12 protein-coding genes are annotated in these 18,051 nt (G+C 67.0%); 11 read left to right on the top strand and 1 reads right to left on the bottom strand.

The features are described 5' to 3' along the window. Positions 1–41 precede the first annotated feature (41 nt). Positions 42–218, bottom strand: a complete 177-nt coding sequence (locus AC1DJH_RS28930; protein ID WP_478188043.1) for a hypothetical protein — start codon at positions 216–218, stop codon at positions 42–44. 169 nt (positions 219–387) lie between these two features. Between AC1DJH_RS28930 and modB the strand changes: the two genes are divergently transcribed. The 11 genes from modB (at position 388) to AC1DJH_RS28875 (ending at position 17,918) form a co-directional block, all read left to right on the top strand. Beyond that, a complete protein-coding gene (modB, locus tag AC1DJH_RS28925; RefSeq protein WP_435444718.1) occupies positions 388–1,071 on the top strand; it encodes a molybdate ABC transporter permease subunit in 684 nt (227 codons plus the stop codon). A 24-nt stretch (positions 1,072–1,095) separates the two neighbouring features. Further along, on the top strand, positions 1,096–1,854 hold the full coding sequence (gene modA / locus AC1DJH_RS28920) for a molybdate ABC transporter substrate-binding protein (RefSeq protein WP_478188042.1): 759 nt from the start codon (positions 1,096–1,098) through the stop codon (positions 1,852–1,854). Beyond that, entirely contained in the window at positions 1,851–2,639 is a 789-nt protein-coding gene (locus AC1DJH_RS28915; protein WP_478188041.1) for an ABC transporter ATP-binding protein, read from the top strand. Before modA ends, AC1DJH_RS28915 begins: the two co-directional genes overlap by 4 nt. Before the next feature lie 34 nt (positions 2,640–2,673). Next, positions 2,674–2,955: a YlcI/YnfO family protein gene (locus tag AC1DJH_RS28910; protein ID WP_435484736.1), complete on the top strand. Its 282-nt coding sequence runs from the start codon at positions 2,674–2,676 to the stop codon at positions 2,953–2,955. Then, complete coding sequence (locus AC1DJH_RS28905; protein ID WP_478188040.1) at positions 2,952–3,266, top strand: type II toxin-antitoxin system RelE/ParE family toxin; 315 nt, start codon at positions 2,952–2,954, stop codon at positions 3,264–3,266. The genes AC1DJH_RS28910 and AC1DJH_RS28905 overlap by 4 nt, the downstream gene beginning before the upstream one ends. A gap of 113 nt (positions 3,267–3,379) precedes the next feature. Beyond that, complete coding sequence (locus AC1DJH_RS28900; protein WP_478188039.1) at positions 3,380–5,815, top strand: FdhF/YdeP family oxidoreductase; 2,436 nt, start codon at positions 3,380–3,382, stop codon at positions 5,813–5,815. Beyond that, positions 5,812–6,102 (top strand): hypothetical protein, encoded by a 291-nt coding sequence (locus AC1DJH_RS28895; protein ID WP_478188038.1) that lies wholly within the window; start codon positions 5,812–5,814, stop codon positions 6,100–6,102. The genes AC1DJH_RS28900 and AC1DJH_RS28895 overlap by 4 nt, the downstream gene beginning before the upstream one ends. Before the next feature lie 19 nt (positions 6,103–6,121). After that, entirely contained in the window at positions 6,122–6,994 is an 873-nt protein-coding gene (fdhD, locus tag AC1DJH_RS28890; RefSeq protein ID WP_478188037.1) for a formate dehydrogenase accessory sulfurtransferase FdhD, read from the top strand. Positions 6,995–7,241: 247 nt separating this feature from the next. Then, a complete protein-coding gene (locus AC1DJH_RS28885; RefSeq protein ID WP_478188036.1) occupies positions 7,242–9,008 on the top strand; it encodes a ShlB/FhaC/HecB family hemolysin secretion/activation protein in 1,767 nt (588 codons plus the stop codon). Between the two features lie 19 nt (positions 9,009–9,027). Next, positions 9,028–17,706, top strand: coding sequence for a two-partner secretion domain-containing protein (locus AC1DJH_RS28880; protein WP_478188035.1), 8,679 nt, complete (start codon positions 9,028–9,030; stop codon positions 17,704–17,706). After that, entirely contained in the window at positions 17,703–17,918 is a 216-nt protein-coding gene (locus AC1DJH_RS28875; RefSeq protein WP_478188034.1) for an NrdR family transcriptional regulator, read from the top strand. The genes AC1DJH_RS28880 and AC1DJH_RS28875 overlap by 4 nt, the downstream gene beginning before the upstream one ends. Positions 17,919–18,051 lie beyond the last annotated feature (133 nt).

Below are 18,051 nucleotides of genomic sequence, written 5' to 3'. Positions count from 1 at the left end.
GCAGGGGGCGCCAGGGGCTCCATCTGCGCGCTGCATGCGCGTCACTGCGCACGGTGGTCGATCCAGGCAGCTTGACGGCGCAGCACCTCGCCGATGTCGTCGGCGTCGGCGTCGGCCACCAAGAAGCACTGGCTCGCGCCGTCGGCCCCGGTGATGGAGAGCACGAAGCCGCCGGCGTCCATGGCGCGCTCGATGCGCCATTCATGCACCCGCGTCACATGGCGAAGCTCCGGCCGGCCGGAGATCGAGCGGACAACGGTGTCTTGAGCGGATGGGCGTATGGGGACGGTCTCCTACGCTGTATTCCTCAGTATATGAAGACTCATGGTTTTGCGCACCCCCGTGTGAACCTTGAGCCTCACCGTGTAACAATCCCGCCGTATTTTCATGAACACGACGAACTCGCTCATCGCTTCGACCGACTGGTTCCCGCTGGTGCTGTCGCTCAAGGTCGCCGCCGTCGCGACCGTGCTGGCGCTGGTGGCCGGCGTGGCGCTGGGCTGGGTGTTCGCGCGCAAGCGCTTCTTCGGGCGCACCGTGCTGGAGGCCGTGTTCATGCTGCCGCTGGTGCTGCCGCCCACGGTGATCGGCTACGCCATCCTGGTGGCCGCCGGCCGCCGCAGCCCGCTGGGCGCGTGGCTGCGCGAGCACCTCGACTACACCATCATCTTCAGCTGGCACGGCGCCGTGGTGGCCTCGGCCGTGGTGGCGCTGCCCCTGGTGCTGAAGTCGGCCAGCGCCGCCTTCGCGAACGTCGACCGCTCGCTCGAAGCGGCGGCCAGCACGCTGCGGCAGTCGCCGCTGTCCGTGTTCCTGCGCGTGACGTTGCCGCTGGCCTGGCCCGGCATCCTGGCCGGCACGCTGCTCGCGTTCGCGCGGGCCATGGGCGAGTTCGGCGCGTCGCTGATGGTGGCGGGCTCCATTCCCAAGCAGACCCAGACGCTGTCGATGGCCATCTACGACGCGGTGCAGGCCGGGCATGACGATCTGGCGCTGCTGCTGGTCATCGTGACGTCCGTGCTGTCGATCACCGTGCTGGTGCTGTCGAACCGCTTCTTTTCACTTCGCTGATTTCATTCTTGTAAGGTGTTGCACATGCGTCCGTCCCGTCTCTTGTCACTCGCCTCCGTGGTCGTGGCGCTTGCCCTGCCGCTGGCCGCCGCCGCGCAGCAGATCACCGTGTCGGCCGCCGCCAGCCTGACCGACGCGTTCAAGGAAATCGGCCCCAGGTTCGAGGCCGCCAGGTCGGGTGCCACGGTGCGCTTCAACTTCGCCGCCTCCGGCGTGCTGCTGCAGCAGATCGGCCAGGGCGCGCCCGTGGACGTGTTCGCCAGCGCCGACCAGGACACCATGAACCGTGCCGTCGAGCAGAAGCTGATCGACACCGCCACCCGCAAGGACTTCGTCACCAACAGCCTGGTGCTCGTCGAGCCCACGCAGGGCGCCGTGGGCGTCAAGACGCTGCAGGACCTGGGCGGCGCCAACGTGAAGAAGATCGCCGTCGGCAAGGTCGCCACCGTGCCGGTCGGCCGCTACACCAAGCAGGTGCTGGACGGCGCCAACCTGTGGACCTCGCTCGAGCCCAAGTTCGTGCAGGCCGACAGCGTGCGCCAGGTGCTCGACTACGTGAGCCGCGGCGAGGTCGAGGCCGGTTTCGTCTACCGCACCGATGCGACCGTCGCCGGCGACAAGGTGAAGATCGCCTTCACGCCCACCGGCCACACGCCCGTGACCTACCCGATCGCCGTGGTGGCCGACAGCAGGCAGAAGGCGCTGGCCGCTGACTTCGTGGCCTTCCTGTCGACGCCCGCGGCCCAGGAAGTCCTCACGCGCTACGGCTTCGGCAAGCCATGATCGATGTCGATCTGAAACTGTCGGTGAAGGACGGGGCACGACGCTTCGACCTCGCCGTGCGCTTTCAGACCGACGTGCCCTTCGCCGCCCTCTACGGTCCGTCGGGCGCGGGCAAGTCGCTCACGCTGCAGGCCATTGCCGGCCTGTTGCATCCCGCGTCGGGCCATGTGCGGCTGGACGGCCGCACGCTGTACGACTCGGCCCAGGGCATCGACGTGCCCGCGCCGGCGCGCCGCGTGGGCTACCTGTTCCAGGACTACGCGCTGTTCCCGCACCTGAGCGTGCGCGAGAACGTGTCCTTCGGCCTGACCGCCTGGCACCGCCGCAAGCCGCCCGTGAAGGACGCCGGGCGCGTGCAGGCCCTGCTCGACAGCTTCGGCCTCGCGGCGCTGGCCGACAGCCGGCCGCAGAAGCTGTCGGGCGGCCAGCAGCAGCGCGTGGCGCTCGCCCGCGCGCTGGCCTGCGAGCCGCAGGTGCTGCTGCTCGACGAGCCCTTTGCCGCGCTCAACCCCATGCTGCGCGCCGAGCTGCGCACCGAGCTCGCCCAGGCGCGCAAGGACTGGGGCATTCCCGTGCTGATGATCACGCACGACATCGAGGACGTGCTCGCGCTGGCCGACGTGGCCTTCGTGTACAGCAACGGCCAGGTGGTGCGCGAAATCGACCTGCACAACGCCGAGAGCCGCGACTTCGCGCTGCGCGACATCGCGGGTGTGCAGGAGGTCGAGGAGACGCCGCTGCGCAGCAGGCTGCGCGGGCTGCTGATGCAGGGCGCGCGCGGGTGACGTCCGTGTATCGCATAAGCGATACACTTTGGCGATGAAAACCGCCACCATTCCTTCCGTGCGTGTGGAGCCCGAGTTTCGGGACGAAGTCGAGCAGGTGCTTGGCAAGGGCGAGTCCTTGTCCCAGTTCGTCGAGACGGCCGTTCGCGCCTGTGTGCTCCAGCGAAAGAGCCAGGCCGAATTTGTGGCGCGCGGTGTGAAGTCACTCGCCAGCGCGCGTCGCAGCGGTGACTATGTCGACGCCGGCGAGGTGGTTGATCGCCTGAAGACAAAGCTTGAATCGGCGAAGAAGCGGCAGGACGCGGCGCGCCGGTGAGTTACGCGGTCCGGTTCACGCGCCAGGCTGTTGAAGATCTGGAGCGGTTGTACGACTTCGTTCTCGAGCGGGAACTCGAAAGGGGCGGTGCCCTGGAACTGGCCTCGCGGGCTCTCGATGCCATTGAACACGGCATTGCCGCACTCGCTTTTTCGCCATTCACTTGCCGCAAGGCAGGCGACAGCCCCTTCATCCGCGAACTTGTGATCCCGTTCGGCGCCAGCGGTTATGTCGCATTGTTCGAAATAGAGGCGAGCGACTCGATCGTCGTGGCTGCGGTCCGGCACCAGCGCGAAGACGACTACCACTGAAGAAAGAACGGCAAAGGCTGGCTGTTCGGCGGGGGGCCCTTCATTTCCGTTTTGAATCGCTGCATGTGCCAATCCAATTTGACGGCGGCACCCGGGGGACGAACACTCTTGGCATGAGCGAGCAGAAGATCGAGTTTTACAAGGGCCCCGCCGGTGGCTGGGGCGCGTTGCGCAGCGTCACCAACGCGTTGCTTCGCCAAGACATTCCCATCAAGGGCGCGAAGACGCTGCTGTCGGCCAACCAGCCCGACGGCTTCGACTGCCCCGGCTGCGCCTGGCCCGACCGCAACCATGCCTCGACCTTCGAGTTCTGCGAGAACGGCGTGAAGGCCGTGGCCGCCGAGGCCACCGCGCGCCGCGCCGGCCCCGAGCTGTTTGCAAAACACACGGTGGCGCAACTGGCCGAGCAGAGCGATTTCTGGCTCGAAGACCAAGGCCGCCTCACGCACCCCATGGCCTACGACGCGGCCAGTGACAAGTACGTGCCCATCGATTGGGACGACGCCTTTGCGCGCATCGCCGGGCACCTGAACGCGTTGCCCGACCCGAACCAGGCCATCTTCTACACCTCGGGCCGCGCGAGCAACGAGGCCGCCTTTCTGTACCAGCTGTTCGTGCGCGAGTACGGCACCAACAACTTTCCCGACTGCTCGAACATGTGCCACGAGCCCAGCGGCAGCGGCATGCGCCCGCAGATCGGCGTGGGCAAGGGCACGGTCACGCTCGAAGACTTCGAGAAGGCCGACGCCATCTTCATCTTCGGCCAGAACCCCGGCACCAACCACCCGCGCATGCTCGGCGAGTTGCGCGCGGCGTCGAAGCGCGGGGCGCGCATCGTGAGCTTCAACCCGCTGCGCGAGCGCGGCCTGGAGCGATTCGCCGACCCGCAGGACAAGCTCGAGATGGCCACCATGGGCTCCACGCCCATCAGCACGCACTACTTCCAGCTGCGCGTGGGCGGCGACTTTGCCGCCGTCAAGGGGATGATGAAGCACGTCATCGAGCGCGAGGACGCGGCCGTGGCGCGCGGCGAGCCGTCGGTGCTCGACCATGAATTCATCGCCACCCACACCACCGGCTTCGAGGCCCTGGCCGACGACCTGCGCGCCGAGTCGTGGAGCATCCTGGTGCAGGAGTCGGGCCTGAGCGAAGCGCAGATCCGCGCCGCGGCCGACGTGTACCTGGGCGCCAGGCGGGTCATCGCCTGCTGGGGCATGGGCATCACGCAGCACCAGCATTCGGTGGCCACCATCCAGATGATCGGCAACTGGCTCATGCTGTGCGGCCACATGGGTCGCGAAGGTGCGGGCGCGTGCCCGGTGCGCGGCCACAGCAACGTGCAGGGCGACCGCACCATGGGCATCTGGGAAAAGCCGCCGGCGGCGCTGCTCGACCGGCTGCAGCAGGTGTTCGGCTTCGAGCCGCCGCGCGAGAACGGCGTGGACACGGTCGAGGCCATCCGGCTGATGCTCGACGGCAAGGGCAAGGTGTTCTTCGCTCTCGGCGGCAACTTCGCGGCCGCGACGCCCGACACCTACCAGACCTGGAAAGGGCTGCAGAAGTGCGACCTCACGGTGCACGTGACCACCAAGCTCAACCGCAGCCACGTGATCCACGGACGCGAGGCCCTCATTCTTCCGTGCCTGGGCCGCACCGAGATCGACATGCAGGCCAATGGCCCGCAGGGCGTGACGGTGGAAGATTCGATGAGCATGGTGCACATCTCGATGGGCATCAACCCGCCCGCGTCGGAGCAGCTTCTGTCGGAGCCGGCCATCGTGGCGCGTCTGGCGGCCGCCACCATCGGCGCGCGCAGCAAGACGCCGTGGCTCTGGCTCGTCGAGGACTACGCGCGCATCCGCGACAAGATCGAAGCCGTGTTCGACGACTTCAAGGACTTCAATGCCCGCGTGGCGCACCCCGGCGGCTTTCGCCTGCGCAACACGGCGAGCGAGCGCGTGTGGAACACCGCGTCGAAGAAGGCCGTGTTCTTCACCCACGCCGTGCCGCTGGACACGCACGCCCACCGTGCCCGCGCGCGCTTCGCGAAGAAGGGCGACACCATCGTCTTCACGCTGCTGACCACGCGCTCGCACGACCAGTACAACACCACCATCTACGGCATGGACGACCGCTACCGCGGCGTGTTCGGCCAGCGCCGCGTGGTGTTCATCCACAAGGAAGACATCCGCCAGCTCGGCATGAAGGACGGCGACTGGGTCGACATCCAGACCGTGTGGAGCGACGGCCCCGAGCGCCGCGCTGGGCCGCCCCAAGCAAGCGAGGCCCCCCCCGGGGGGCAGCGAGGACACGAAGTGCCGAGCGAGGGGGTCGTCATTCAACGCCGGGCCGACCGCTTCAAGCTGGTGGCGTACGACATTCCGCGCGGTAACCTGGCGGCGTACTACCCCGAGACCAACCCGCTGGTGCCGCTGTCGTCGGTGGCGGAGAACGCGGGCACGCCGACCTCCAAATCCATTCCCGTGGTGCTGTCGCTGCATGCGGCGCCCGCACCCGCGCCTGCTGACGCCGATACCGTGGCGGCATGACCGCTGCCGCCTTCGACGCCGATGCCTTTGCGGTCGCCATCCTGCGCGCGCTGGCCGAGGCGCCGGGCGAGGGCGGCATGTCGCTGCCGCGCCTGGGCAAGCGGCTGGGGCAGGGCGCCAGCGTGGTGATGCGCCAGCTCACGCTGATGGGCGACGCGGCCATCGGCGGCGTGCGCGGGCCCGGCTGGGTGCGCGTGGTGCAGCGCGACGACCGCTGGGTCGCGCACCTCACCGATGCCGGGCGTGCCCTGGTCGACACCCTGCCGGCTGACGAAAACCCCGGCTGAGCGGACAATGGCCGAGGCCATGACAGACACCACCGAAACAGACTCCCTGCCGTCGCTTGTGCGGCATGCCGTGCACGTCGTCGGCGAGCGCGGCCTCGCGCCCGAGGGCGTGGTGCGCGACGACACGCTGGCGGCCGAAGTGCCGGTGGCACTGGTGTTCAACGGCGTATCGCACGCGGTGATGATGGCCACGCCGCAAGACCTGGAGGCCTTCGCATTGGGCTTCTCGCTGAGCGAAGGCATCCTCGACACCGCGGCGGACTGCCGCGGCATCGACGTGCAGGTGGTCGATGCCTCCGATGCCGGCCTGCCCGACGGCATGCCCGGCATCGAGGTGCAGCTCGATATTTCCACCCGCAGCTTCGAACGCCTCAAGGACCGCCGCCGCAGCCTCGCCGGGCGCACCGGCTGCGGCGTGTGCGGCGTCGAAAGCTTCGCGGGACTCGACCTCACGCCGCAGCGTGTGCCGCCGCGGGCGTGGATCGAGCGCATCGACCTGGCCACCGTGCTGAGCGCCTTCGCGGCCATGCCGCCGCGCCAGGTGCTCAACGCCGAGGCGGGCGCCATCCACGCAGCCGCATGGGCCACGGTCGACGGCGAGCTCACCGACCTGATGGAAGACGTGGGACGCCACAACGCGCTCGACAAGCTGCTCGGCAAGCTCGCGCTGGCGGGCCGACTTGAAGAACCGGGCTTCGTGCTGATGTCCAGCCGCGGCAGCCACGAGCTGGTGCGCAAGTGCGCGCGCCTGGGCATTGCCGCGATGGCCACCATTTCCGCGCCGACCTCGATGGGCGTGCGCATGGCCGAGCTCAGTGGGCTGCGGTTCTGGGGGCTGTGCCGCGCGCCGCGTGGCGTGCTCTATGCGGACGGGCGACGCAGCGGCATCTGAGCGTCGCGAGGTTCGGTGCAGAGCGGTGCGTGGGGTTGTCGACCGCAAACTATCAGCCGTGCAAAGTTGATAACAAAGAGCAGGCTTTTTGTTAGTTTCAGTCGCTTCCACTCACGCGACGACGTTGCATAGTTAACGCAACGCCTGAGAATTCTCCAGGTCACGTTTGGCCACATATGTGCAGCCCAACGCCGCATGAAGATCCGCGCCCCGCAGCGTATTTCGCGCCGCGCATCTCCGGATTTTCATGCCCCTGTGTTCACGCCCTCGCGCGCCGCAACTGCTGCGCGCCGCGCCTGTTGTCTGTCTGCTGCTCGGCGCTGCGTCCGGCTCCTTCGCGCAAGCCAACCCTTCGACTCCCGATCCCTTTGTCGAGCAATTGCGCCAGCAGGAGCGCGAGCGCGCTTTGCGCGAGCAGCAGCAGAAGCCAGTCGACGCCCGCCTGCCGGACGCGCCGAAGGCAGATGCCGCTCGCCTGTCCGGCACCGAGTCGCCATGCTTTCGCATCGACAGCCTCTTGCTTTCAGGTGAGCATTCCGCAGATTTCCAGTGGGTGCTGGACGCTGCCGCCGGCCCCGAGGCGAACGACGACCCGCTCGGTCGCTGCCTGGGCACCCAGGGCGTCAATACTGTCATGGCGCGCCTGCAGCAGGCCGTCATTGCCAGGGGCTTCGTCACGACCCGTGTGTTGGCCGCGCCGCAGGACCTGGCCGCCGGCACGCTGACGTTCACGCTCGTTCCCGGGCGCATCGCCGCCATTCGCGCAACGTCCGATTCGAGCACCCGCTTCGGCGCCAATCGCGTGTTGCTTCTAAGCGCGATTCCCGCCCACCCCGGCGACCTGCTCAACCTTCGTGACATCGAACAGGGCCTCGAGAACCTCAAGCGCGCACCCACTGCCGAAGCCGACATCCAGATCGAGCCGTCCGCTGCGTCCGACGCTCGCCCCGGCGACAGCGACCTCGTCGTCAAGTACGTGCAGGCCCGCATGTTTCGCGGCACGCTGAGCGCGGACGACAGCGGCACCGAAGCCACTGGCCGGTACCAGTCCGGCGCCACCGTCTCGGTCGACAACCTCTTCGGCCTCAACGACCTTTTCTACGTCAACGGCAGCCACAGCATCGACGGGCATGCGCTGGGCAATCCGCGCCGAGGCACCGAAGGCCAGACTGTTCACTATTCGCTGCCCTGGGGCTACTGGCTGCTGAGCTTCAGCGCGTCGAACAGCCAGTACGGCCAGACCGTGGCGGGCTTGAACCAGGACTACGTCTACGCCGGCAAGACCCACAGCGCCGAGCTCAGGCTCTCACGCCTTGTCTACCGGGACCAGCGCCGCAAGACCACTGTTGCCTTTCGCGCCTTGCGCCGTGAATCGCGCAGCTTCATCGACGACACCCAGATCGAAAACCAGCACCGCGTGGTGGGCGCCTGGGAGGCCAGTCTGAGCCACAGGGAGTTCATGGGCGAGGCCTCGCTGGACGGCACCTTCGCCTTGCGTCAAGGCACCGGCGCCTTCGGTGCGAAGCGTGCACCCGAAGAGGCCTTCGACGAAGGCACCGGCCGCATGCGGCTGGCGACGCTCGACGTCAGCCTCAACGCGCCTTTCAAGCTCGGCGCGCAGAAGTTGCGGTACGCCGGCCAGTGGCGCGTGCAGTGGAACCAGACCCCGCTCACGCCGCAGGACCGCTTCGGCATCGGCGGGCGCTACACCGTGCGCGGATTCGACGGCGAGACCAGCCTGCTCGGCGAGCGCGGCTGGCTCTTGCGCAACGACGTCGGCTGGGCCGTGGGGCAGAGCGGCGCCGAAGCCTACGTCGGCATCGACTACGGCCATGTGAGCGGCCCGTCGGCGCAGGCGCTGCTGGGCAATCACCTGGCGGGCGGCGTGATCGGCGTGCGCGGGACATGGAGGGGCCTGAACTACGACGTCTTCGTCGGGGCCCCCATCAGCAAGCCCGAGGGCTATCGCACGGCCAGCGTCACGACGGGGTTCAACCTCAATTTGAGTTTCTGAGGCGCAGGGAGAAAACACAATGAACAAGCACCTTCACCGGATCATCTTCAACGCCGCGCGCGGCATGCGCATGGTGGTTCAGGAAACCGCGACCAGCACCGGCAAGGGGGTGTCTAAAGGGACTTCCAAAGGCAAGTCCAAAGGCACCGCCAGAGCCGCCGGCACGACGACGACCGCGGCCTCGGTCGCGCTCTTCGGTGTGCTGGTGGCGTTGCCCGGCCAGGCCCAGATCGTCTCCGGCCCCATGGTGCCAGGCCCCCTGCGCCCGACCGTGCTGGTGGCGTCCAACGGCGTGCCGCTCGTCAACATCCAGACGCCTTCGGCCGCAGGCGTGAGCCGCAATGTCTACCAGCAGTTCGACGTGATGCGCAACGGCGCCATCCTGAACAACAGCCGGTTGAACGTGCAGACGCAGCTCGGCGGATTCGTGCAAGGCAACGCCTGGTTGGCCAGGGGACCGGCGCGCGTCATCCTCAACGAAATCAACAGCGGCAGCCCGACGCAACTGCAGGGGTACGTCGAGGTCGGCGGCCAGCGCGCTGAAGTGATCGTGGCGAACCCGGCCGGCATCAGCGTGGATGGCGGCGGCTTCATCAACGCGAGCCGCGCCACCCTGACCACGGGAACGCCGCAGTTCAACGCGATGGGCGGGCTCGACAGCTTTCTGGTGCGCGGCGGCACCGTCAGCATCGACGGTGCGGGGCTGGATGCCGGCAAGACGGACTACGCGGCCATCCTGGCGCGCGCCGTGCAGGTCAACGCGGGCATCTGGGCGAGCGAGTTGAAGGTGGTGGCCGGTGCCAACCAGGTGTCGGCGGATTCCGGGCAGGTCACGCCTGTGGCCGGCACCGGCGCCGTGCCGACGTATGCGCTCGACGTGGCGGCGCTGGGCGGCATGTACGCGCAGAAGATCACGCTCATCGGCACCGAAGCCGGGCTGGGTGTGCGCAACGCGGGCAATGTCGGCGCGGGTGCGGGCGGCCTTGTCGTGACCGCGCAGGGCCGGTTGGAGAACACGGGGACGCTCGAGGGGCAGCGGGTCGAGCTGAGCAGCAGGGGCGACATCGACAACCGTGGAGGGACGATTCGCCAGACCAGCAGTGCCGGGCTCACGATCGATTCGCCGGTGCTGAGCAACACGCGTGGCGGCGTGATCGGCGCGGAGCCGGGAGATGGGGCCACTGGCGTGGCAGGTGCGGGCAATGTGCCTTCCAGCTTGGCCACCTCGACTGCGGCTGCCTCGACTGGCGGCGCATTGCCCGATGTGTCGTACTACGCCCCGCCGGCTGCCGGTGCAATCACCGCGGCCGGCACGATCCGGAACGACGGCGGCCGCATCTACGCGGGCGGCCCCATCACGCTCAAGACCCCGCAGATCGACAACGCGGGCGGCACGCTCAACGTGGCCACCATGGCCGTGACCGGCGCCCGCTTCAGCAACGCTGGCGGCACGCTCAACGTCAGCCAGGGCTTCGGTGCGAATGTGGGCCTGTTCGACAACACGGGCGGCAAGCTGAGCGCGGGCAGCGTGAACATTGCCACGAGCGGCGACCTGCTCAACATGGACGGCACGCTCACCGGTGCCGGCGACGCAACGCTCTCGGTTGCAGGCCGTATCGACAACACGCGCGGCACCCTCACGGCCATGGGGCGGCTGTCGGCCCAGGTGACGAAGACCGTCGACAACACCGCGGGCACCATCGATGCCGGCACCGACCTCGCCATGAAGGCGCAAACGCTGAACACCAGTGGCGCGATGCGCGGGGGCAACGACACCACGCTCGCGGTCGGTGGCGCGCTCGTCAACGGCGGCAGCATCACCGCAGGTCGCCACACCGCAATCGACGCCGGCAGCGTGGCCTCCGGCAGTGCCGGCCTGCTCGGCGCCGGCGTGCAGACCGACGGCAGGCTGGGGACCGAAGGTGATCTGCGTGTGACCAGCACCGGCGCGCTGGTCGCGAACGGCTCCAACCTCGCAGCCGGGAGCGCCACGCTGCAAGGAGCGAGCGTCGATCTGTCGGGGAGCCAGACCGGCGGCGCCAGCATTGCCGTTGCGGCGACGCAGAGTGACGTGCGCACCAGCGGCAAGGCCAAGGTCGTGACGCCGGGTACCTTGCGCATCACGGCAGTTGGGGCGCTCGACAACACCGGCGGCACCATCACCGGCAACGGCAACGTCTACTTCATGGCCGCCACGTTCGACAACAGCGCCAAGGGCGTTGTCGCGGCAGTCCACAGCGACCTGAGTGTCACGACCTCTGGCGCGACCACGAACAACGAAGGAGCGCTGCAAGCCGGCGGCAAGGTCGCGCTCGTCAATGGCGGTCTGATCAACACGGGTGGAAAGGTCTCCGGCGCCAGCCTCACCGTGAATACGGGCGGCAATGCGCTGGACAACAGCAAGAGGGGCACGTTGGCGGCAAGCACCACCCTCGACGTGGTGTCGGGCGTATTGAACAACGACACCGGCCTGATCCAGTCCGCTGGAGACATGACGCTCGACACCAACGGGCAGAAGCTTACCAACACCCGTGCGGCGGGCTACTCCATCGCACAAGGCGGCATCACCAGCGCTGACAGGCTCACGCTGAAAAATGTGGGCGCCGTCGACAACACGGCCGGTTTCATCGGCGCGAAGAACGCCCTCAAGGCCGACACGCAAGCCTTCTCCAACAGGGAGGGGGGTGTGGTGCTGGGCCAGGCGAGCGTGTCGATCGATGCCGCGGGTGCCGGCTACGACAACCGCCGCGGGCAAACACAAGCCATGGGGGATCTGACCCTCAAGGCAGGCGCAGCCGGTCGCATCGACAACACCGGTGGCCTGGTGCGTTCGCTGGCGAACACCACGCTGGCGGCAGGCGCGCTCTCCAACGCAAACACCAAGGCGAAAGACCAAGGCATCGAGGGGAACAAAGTTGCCATTTCGGCCACGACCCTGGACAACACCGACGGCGCCATTCGCGCAGACATCGACGCCACGGTGACAGGCGCAGGCAGCCTGAACAACACGCACGGACTGATCACCGCCAGAAACGTCCTGCGTATTGCCGGCGCCAACACCCTGGCGATCGACAACACAGAGGGCACCCTGGCCGCCGACAAGAAAGTGGAGGTCGCGGGGCAGGCCGTCAGCGGCAAGGGCACCGTGCGCTCCGGGGAAGACTTGAGCCTGTCGCTCGCACAGAACCTCGTCAACGACGGGGAACTGGGCGCGAAGGGCAATTTCAGCTACGTCACCACCGGCACCCTCGTCAATAACGGCAAGCTCATCGCCGGCAAGACCCTCACCGTCGGCGGCTCCGACGTGACCAACAGTGCCGGTGCGGAGATGAGCGGTGCCGACACCGTCGTCAAAGCCGGCGACACGCTGGCCAACCGAGGGCTGATCGACAGCATCGGAAGCCGGTCCGCCATCGGTCGCACGCAGATCGACGCATCGACCCTGGACAACAAGCTCAGCGGAAGAATCTACGGCGACGCCGTGTCCATCGCCACCCGTTCGCTGAACAACGAGGACGGTGCCACCATCGCCGCGCGCAGCACGCTGGACATCGGCACCCGCTCCCTCAGAAACACCGAGCATTCGTTGCTGTTCAGCGCGGGCAGCATGGCCATCGGCGGCGGGTTGGATGAAAAGCGAAGGGCCACGCCGCTGGGGGGCGACACGCTCGACAACCTGAGCGCAGACATCGAATCGCTGGGAAACATGCGCATTGCGATGGGGGCTATCGACAACATCGACACCCACTTCGCCGTGACGCGCACGACCGGCCCGACGGTTTTCGACAAGTACACCGTCACCCCGCTGGGCGGCATCGAGTTGCCCTTCGACAAATTCAAGCTGGACCGCGGGAGCCGCACGTGGTCGACGGTGATCAACGGCCAGACCCTGACCGGCAAGGGGTGGTACGAGCGCAAGTACGTCAGCACGACCGAGGTCGATCAGGCGGCCAGCCCGCCCGAGCCCGGGCGCATCGTCTCGGGCGGCGACATGACCCTCTCGGGCAAGCTGCGCAACCGCGACAGCCAGATCATGGCGGGCGGTACCTCCACACTGCCGCCGGCCCAGGACGTGGACAACCGCGCGACCATGGGCGAGAAGGTCGTCACCCTGAGTGGCTTGCAGACCTATGCGCCGCCGGTGAAGGGCGACAACGTCGGGCTCGGCACGGTCATTGCGCCGCAGGTGTCCAGGACCACCTTCGAGCTGGGCGCCAGTTGCATCAACGACTGCCCCGATGCGGTGATCTCAGGCCGAAAGCCCGCGGCTTCGGCCACCGTTGCGTTGGGTGGCGTGCCGGTGGGCACTGCCGGCGTCGTGACACCCGGAACGCGCGCCCGTGTGATTCTGGAAGTGCCGTCGGCGGTCGGCGGCACGGTCACCGTGCCAGGCAACAGTGCCGATCCCGGCACGCGCGTCACGTACCCCGTCGCGTTGGTCGTTCGCACCAGCATGCCGAACACCTCGATTCCCAGGGCGAGCCTATTCGGGGTCCGGCGCGACGCCGGCAGTCGTTACTTGGTGGAGACGGACCCGCGCTTCGCCAGCTACCGCAACTGGCTGAGCAGCGACTACCTGTTGAACAACCTCGGCCAAGACCCTGCAAACGCCCTGAAGCGCCTTGGCGATGGCTTCTACGAACAACGGCTGATCCGCGAGCAGGTGGCGCAACTCACCGGTTACCGCTACCTCGACGGGTTCGGCAACGACGACGACCAGTACGCCGCGCTGATGAACAACGGCGCCACCCTCGCGAGGCAGTACGGCCTGCGCCCCGGCATCGCGCTCTCGGCGGCGCAGATGGCTCAGCTCACCAGCGACATCGTGTGGCTGGTCGAGCAGACCGTGACGCTGCCCGACGGCAGCACCGAGCAGGCCCTGGTGCCCCAGGTCTATGTGCGCGTGCGGCCGGGCGACATCACAGGTTCGGGCAGCTTGTTGTCGGGTGACCGGATGATCATCCAGGGGCCGCCCGGGTCACCCGATGTCGGCAATCTGGAGAACGGCGGCACCATCGCCGGGCGCAGCCTGGTCTCGATCAATGCCGAGAACATTCACAACCTTGGCGGGCGCATCTCGGGCGGCAGCGTGGTGCTTCACGCGGCGAACGACATTGCCAACATCGGTGGCACCATCGACGCGAAAGACGCACTGCTGCTCACGGCCGGACACGACATCAACGTCGAGACCACGACGCAGAGCCAGGCAGGGCTGCTGGCGAGCCGGACGAACATCGATCGCGTGGCAGGGCTGTATGTGAGCAGCCCCAACGCAACGTTGATTGCCAACGCCCGCAATGACGTCAACGTGACCGGTGGTGTGCTGTCCAACACCGGGCAGGGCAGCTTCACTTCCATCACGGCCGGCAGGAGCATCAACCTGGGCACCGTCACCGAGTCGGAAAGCCGGCTGTCTGTCTTCAACTCTTCCACCTTCCGGGGCGATGCGGCCAGCAAGGACATCGGCAGCACCATCGTCGGCACCGGGACAGTGCTGCTCGACGCGCAGGGCGGCGACATCAACACCCGCGCCGCCGCCATCGATGCCGGCCCCGGCGTGCTGGGCCTCACGGCGGTGGGCGACATCAATATCTTCGCGGGGCAAGAGACCCGATTGATGGTCGACCGCAGCCAGGCCAAGCAGAGGCGCACATTCAAATCGATCACCACGACCATCGCCGCCGACGCGAGTTCCAGCACCAGCATCGGCAGCAGCCTGTCCGGCGGGTCCATCGGCCTCTTTGCCGAAGGCGACATCAACGTGGTGGGCAGCGACATCGCGGCCCGCAAAAACGCGACCTTCAGGGCCGGCGGCAGCGTGAACATCGTGTCGTCGACGGACAGCGCTTCGGTCAGCGCCGAGCGCACGCGCACGACCAAGGGCTTCATCGTTCCCAAGCTGGGCGGCCCCAGCATCGACCGCGCCCTCAGCCTCGCGCAGCACGCGGAAGTGTCGACCCAGACGCAGCACGCATCCAACGTCACCGCAGGCGAGAACCTGACCGTCGAGGCGGGCCACCAAGCCAATGTCTATGCCAGCACCCTGCTCGCAGGCAAGGACCTGAAGGTTTCGGGCCGTGAGGTGAATGTCATCAGCGGCACAAACGAGGTCAGCAAGGAGTTCGGCACCGAGACGGCCAAGAAGTCCATCGGCACGATGGGCAACCCCAAGCGATCAGGCAAGGGAATGAACGGCAAGTCGAGCGTGACCGACAGGCTGTACCAGACCACGCTCGCGCAGTCCACGCTCAGCGGGCGCAACGTCACTCTGACGGCGACCGAGGGCAACCTCACGCTGGGTGCCGCGCGGATTCGCGCGGACGAACAGGTGGCGCTGAACGCACCGAATGGCAGGGTGAACATGGCGGTGGTCCGGACCACCACGGAGGTGAGCCAGAGCCGCGGCGAGCGCGACCCGATGTACCAGCGCACGCGCGACACCGGGGCGCATGTGGAAGCGGCGAACTACACCCGCATCGACAGCGGGAGCCTGCGGCTGGACACGCCGGAGCTGAACGTGCAGTGGGGGCAGAACACCGGCAAGGGGCCCAGCGGCGCACAAGCCGCGCAGCAGACCCTGGAGCAGGTGCTGGCGGCCCAGCGCAACCAACCTGGCATGGGTTGGCTGAACCAGGTGGAGAACGACCCCGCACTCGGCAACTTACGGATCAACTGGCAGGGCGTGCCGCTCGCGCAGCGGCAGTGGGCGGAAAAGCAGGGCAGCCTGACGGAGGCGGGCGGTGCGGTGGTAGCGATTGTGGTGGCCGTGTTGAGCTGGGGGGCGGCGAGCGGCGCAGGTGCGGCGGCGGGCAGCGCGGTGGGGGGTGGCACGACGGGGACCATCGTCAGCGCGGCAGTCACTGCCGGGGTGACGAGCATCGCTTCGCAGGGTGCGGTCAGCCTGATCAACAACAACGGCGACATCGGCCGGGTGGTGGAGGACCTGACGTCGAGCCAGGGGATCAAGAGCATCGTGACGGCGATGGCGACTGCGGGGGCGTTGCAGGGGCTGAACATCGGGCTGGGCATGGAGAACTACACGGCCGCCAACGTTGGCCGGACGCTGGCCGACGGGAGCGCCGTGGGCTGGACGCAGGTGCTGCAGCGCAACCTGATCAACGGGGTGTCCGGCGGGCTCATCAACTCGGCGATCCAGGGCACCAGTGTGGAGGAGGGGATCAAGAGCGGGCTGTTGAACGGTCTTCTGAACACGGCTGCGTCAGGCAGCGCGCAGTGGATCGGCGCGAACGGTCCGGACGGAAACCAGAACCTGAACCGGCTGGCGTCGGAGGTTGCGCACGCTATTGCAGGGTGCGTCGTGGGAGCGGGGCGTGCTGCAGGCAGCGGGGGCATGGGCGCTGGCGCAGGGTGCGGCGCCGGTGCGATCGGAGCGGTGGTCGGGCACGTGACGGGGCAGATCTACAACCCGAATGCCGATCCGCAATACGCGGAGCGGACCGTCAGGCTGGGCCAGATGGTGGCCGGGATTGCGGGGGCGTTGGTGGGGAGGACGCAAGCGGCGGCGGATATTGCTTCGGCTGCGGGTGCCAATGCCATCGAGAACAACTGGCTGAGCGGAGCCCAGAAGAGGTTGCGCGCCACCGAACTGGCGACTTGTAGCAAAGGCGAAGCGCCCCTGAGCTGCCAGTTCAAAACGGCCGAGCGCTGGATCGGGGTGGATGCCGACCAGCAAGGCGTGTTCGACAGGCTGTCGGCTGCGAAGGATCTGGTGGCGGTCAACCCAACGCCGGCGAACCTGATCGCACTCAACAACGCCATCACGGGCATGGTGAACCTGGTCGGTGAGTTCGAGGCCTCGGGCGACAAAGGCGCAGTTCGCACATTGAGCGCGGCGCTGGTGCCGGCGGTACTGCTCAGAGGACAAAGCTGTGCGGCCTTGCAAGGCCCCGCGGGCTGCGGCCCGATAGTGCTGACCCCCACGGAGCGCAGTGTCGTGGGGACAGCCTTCAGCGAATTCGGGGTTGCTGCGGACGGGGCCCTGGGCGCGAGCAATCTGCGCAACATGCAAGCCATCGGGGAGGCGATTGCGTCGGGAGGGGCTTCCACATGGGCGGCGATTGCCGATGCATCGCGGGGGCTGGCGGCCACGACGAGGCAACTGGTGCGACCGGCGAACGCTGTGGGGGCAGTTGGTGAGGAGGCGGTGCAGGGGACGGGCACAACGTTGCCTCGCGCGACTGATGGGACTGCGGACAGTGCGTACAGCAGTGCGGGGATGAGGTACGGCAACACGACTGCAGCTGATGCTGCGGGCAATCCGTTGCCGACCATGCCGAGTTTGGGGGCGGGTGGGGCAAATGGGGGCGTGATACGCGGATTTACTCCCACCGAGTCAGGAATCATCAACGAAGCGCAAGGCATTCTGAAATCTTCGGAGCTTGCGAAAATTCAAGCTGCTCACGCGGCTGGAAAGCCGGTCACCATAACCGTTGGCAGTAGATTGATTCAATACGAACCTGGCTTGCCAGCGTCAGGCATGACGATGTTTGGGGAAAACGGATTTTTAATCGGCAGAGAGGCATTCACGTCGCCCGCGGAACTTAAGCAAACAATTCTGCATGAGTTGCATCGTTTGACCACCACCAATTCTTCTAACGGTGTCTCTGGTGCACTTGCTGCTCAAGAGACCAAGGCAGCAGCAGATTTTGCGGCAAAAGCTGTAAAGGAAATTAAATGAAGAAAAACATTACGCTCTTATGGATTGAGGCAGGGAAGTTGCTCTCCAACGACCCCGTTGCATTGATTTCATGCCCGGTATGCGCAAATGAAAATTTGCAGGTAACCGATCGTCGAAGTGCTGAAACCTCAAATGTTGTTGAGCGAGAGATGTACTGCCCATCTTGTGGCACGCGGAATTTTTTGCGATTGCTTCGTCCGCTTGAGATTTAAAGTCGAACGCGCTCAAGCGCCTGGCAGGCTGCTGAAATACTCCCCGCCAGTAGACGCGAGATGCGGCACATGCGTTGGAAGTTGATCCTCTGACAATTGCAAACAAGACCTCAGACGATGCGCGGAGCCGATA

This window comes from Variovorax sp. 10N412 (assembly GCF_056394985.1).
The sequence above is the reverse complement of the archived record's forward strand: the minus strand, read 5'-3'. Positions and strand labels throughout refer to the sequence as shown.

What these genes read in the sequence shown, in the direction of transcription:
- AC1DJH_RS28895 (WP_478188038.1), top strand. Translation starts at nt 5,812, where the DNA reads ATGACCGCTGCCGCCTTCGACGCCGATGCCTTTGCGGTCGCCATCCTG.
- AC1DJH_RS28910 (WP_435484736.1), top strand. Translation starts at nt 2,674, where the DNA reads ATGAAAACCGCCACCATTCCTTCCGTGCGTGTGGAGCCCGAGTTTCGG.
- AC1DJH_RS28885 (WP_478188036.1), top strand. Translation starts at nt 7,242, where the DNA reads ATGCCCCTGTGTTCACGCCCTCGCGCGCCGCAACTGCTGCGCGCCGCG.
- AC1DJH_RS28915 (WP_478188041.1), top strand. Translation starts at nt 1,851, where the DNA reads ATGATCGATGTCGATCTGAAACTGTCGGTGAAGGACGGGGCACGACGC.
- AC1DJH_RS28875 (WP_478188034.1), top strand. Translation starts at nt 17,703, where the DNA reads ATGAAGAAAAACATTACGCTCTTATGGATTGAGGCAGGGAAGTTGCTC.
- fdhD (WP_478188037.1), top strand. Translation starts at nt 6,122, where the DNA reads ATGACAGACACCACCGAAACAGACTCCCTGCCGTCGCTTGTGCGGCAT.
- modA (WP_478188042.1), top strand. Translation starts at nt 1,096, where the DNA reads ATGCGTCCGTCCCGTCTCTTGTCACTCGCCTCCGTGGTCGTGGCGCTT.
- AC1DJH_RS28900 (WP_478188039.1), top strand. Translation starts at nt 3,380, where the DNA reads ATGAGCGAGCAGAAGATCGAGTTTTACAAGGGCCCCGCCGGTGGCTGG.
- modB (WP_435444718.1), top strand. Translation starts at nt 388, where the DNA reads ATGAACACGACGAACTCGCTCATCGCTTCGACCGACTGGTTCCCGCTG.
- AC1DJH_RS28880 (WP_478188035.1), top strand. Translation starts at nt 9,028, where the DNA reads ATGAACAAGCACCTTCACCGGATCATCTTCAACGCCGCGCGCGGCATG.